We start from the raw sequence: 373 nt of genomic DNA, 5'->3' as shown, positions 1-373 counted from the left end.
TGGTGGTGTCGATGGTGTCGGTGACGTTGGTCACGGCCGGCGTGGTGCTTGGCACCAGGTTTTCGAAGTTGCCACCGGTGGCGGTGGAAATGGTTGCTTCGACTTTACCGGCATCTTTGTAAACGTCATCGGCGGGTGCCGGAACGGTCACGGTGCCGGTGGTTTTACCGGCCTCGATGGTGATCACCGCGCCGTTGGACAGAGTCACGGTCACTGGCGTGCCAGCTGGGTTGGTCAGAGTGGCGGTGTAAACGATCGCACCACCTTCAGCGACGGTGCCAGTGGCAGTCAGCGACAGGTTAGTGGTGTCGACAGTGTCAGTGACGTTGGTCGAAACCGGCGTCTTGTCAGCGACCAGATTCTCGTAATTGCC

The 373-nt window shown here is 59.8% G+C and carries 1 protein-coding gene; it reads right to left on the bottom strand.

Features of this window, described 5'->3' with window-relative positions:
- Positions 1 to 373: immunoglobulin-like domain-containing protein (locus U862_RS29245; RefSeq protein WP_157836088.1), on the bottom strand; the 373-nt coding region annotated here is incomplete at both ends.

The organism is Pseudomonas sp. H1h, assembly GCF_000633255.1.
Classification (GTDB): domain Bacteria; phylum Pseudomonadota; class Gammaproteobacteria; order Pseudomonadales; family Pseudomonadaceae; genus Aquipseudomonas.
Note: the sequence above shows the minus strand (reverse complement) of the source record. Positions and strands in the feature narration are given on the sequence as shown.